Genomic DNA, 1357 nt, shown 5'->3' on the forward strand with positions numbered 1-1357 from the left:
AGCCCAAGAGAAGAAATCCAGCAAGCCTCTGTGAAAATATTCCCCTTATCGTCATGCAGCTTCAAGGGGTGCTGTTACCGGATTTCTGGAAATTCACGTCGTTGCAGGTAATCTGGATTTCAGCAGATGGACTCAGGCTTTAAAGTGTGGTTACCCACACTAAACGTCATAGAGCCAATATGGGACAACAGGTCCCCCTCGTTTATTGGCCAAAGCGCCTCTTTGACCAAAGGGGTTGAAGTCAATTGACCGGGACTCTTGCCCGGCTGAGTGGCTGAAGGAGAAAATGCAGGTTGCCGAGACTGAGAATAATCAATTTGTTCATTGTTTTTATTGGATAATTTAACATCATCCCCGCTTACAGCTTGATTATCGTGAACATTCCCGGCAATCTGACTCTCTTTCTGCATTGGAGCTGAAGCCTCTTTCTGAATGCCCTCTTTCCTGCTAGCACCGGCAAGAACAGCATTTTCTGTTTTTTCAGGTGCTGAGGAAGGGCTTGCAATATCTCTGCCAAATATGAGACATGCAGCAGCAAAAACAACAATACTTATTCCTGCATAAGCTGCCAATGAAATTTTATTAGCTGCCGATTTATGCTCTTCTTCAGCCCTGGATACCAAAGCCTCTGCACGCTGAAGCGTTTGAAGGACTTCAGACTCAATTTTCCTGACTTCAGATCCTTGTTGTTCGACTTCCGCTGTTGCCTTCTTTTGCTCTGCATCACGGAGTTCTTTTAAACGAAATGCTTGCGACTGCTCTTTAAGAATAGCCCGTATTTCAGCAACAACCTTCTTCGGGTTATTCAGCCAATATTTATTCGCATAACGCAAGAGCTGGCATTTAACATTTGCAAGAAGTTCATTCTGTCTGTAAAGAAAATCTTCCCAATCCTTATATTCCTTTAATTTCGTAAATCCATCGAGTTCAATTGCTATAGCAAAACCTTTGGCAGGATCAGAAATTAGGAAATCAATGCGTCTGATTCGCCCTTCACTATCGAGAAAAGTATATTGCGGGTAAACAGAATCCGGAGTCACTTCCGGAATTTGCGTCAGAATTTCTTTAACAAAACGAACCTCGAAATCAACCGGATGCTGCATTTCAGATGAGTGTCCGGCGATCCAGCTCTGCCAAGCCTCATTTCTAGAATTCAATTCCTGCTCTCAAATGCCTGAAACAAGATAGGCTCTATGACGTTTAGTGTGGGTAACCACACTTTAAAGCCTGGGTCCATTTGCTGAAATCCAGGTTGCCCGCAACGAGATAAATCATTGTTTTGAAGTACTCGGGATTTCTAAATCCGCGTGCTCGGCGCTTGATGTTCTGAATGATGCTGTTGAGCCCTTCCAGCAGC

At 44.1% G+C, this 1357-nt stretch carries 2 protein-coding genes; both read right to left on the reverse strand.

Annotated elements, in window-relative coordinates; genetic code table 11:
- Positions 1-119 precede the first annotated feature (119 nt).
- Positions 120-1103 carry a hypothetical protein gene (locus tag GBM95_RS11725; protein ID WP_152159254.1) on the reverse strand — a complete coding sequence of 328 codons (984 nt, stop codon included), beginning with the start codon at positions 1101-1103 and terminating at the stop codon, positions 120-122.
- A gap of 97 nt (positions 1104-1200) precedes the next feature.
- Positions 1201-1357, reverse strand: a 157-nt coding sequence (locus GBM95_RS11730; RefSeq protein WP_193222705.1) for a transposase, incomplete at its 5' end; no start/stop codon positions are given.

Source organism: Sutterella seckii (assembly GCF_009183815.1).
Classification (GTDB): Bacteria; Pseudomonadota; Gammaproteobacteria; order Burkholderiales; family Burkholderiaceae_F; genus Sutterella; species Sutterella seckii.

Bases quoted from the DNA above. Each gene is read 5' to 3' on its own strand.
- GBM95_RS11725 (WP_152159254.1), bottom strand. From the start codon at position 1,103: ATGCAGCATCCGGTTGATTTCGAGGTTCGTTTTGTTAAAGAAATTCTG.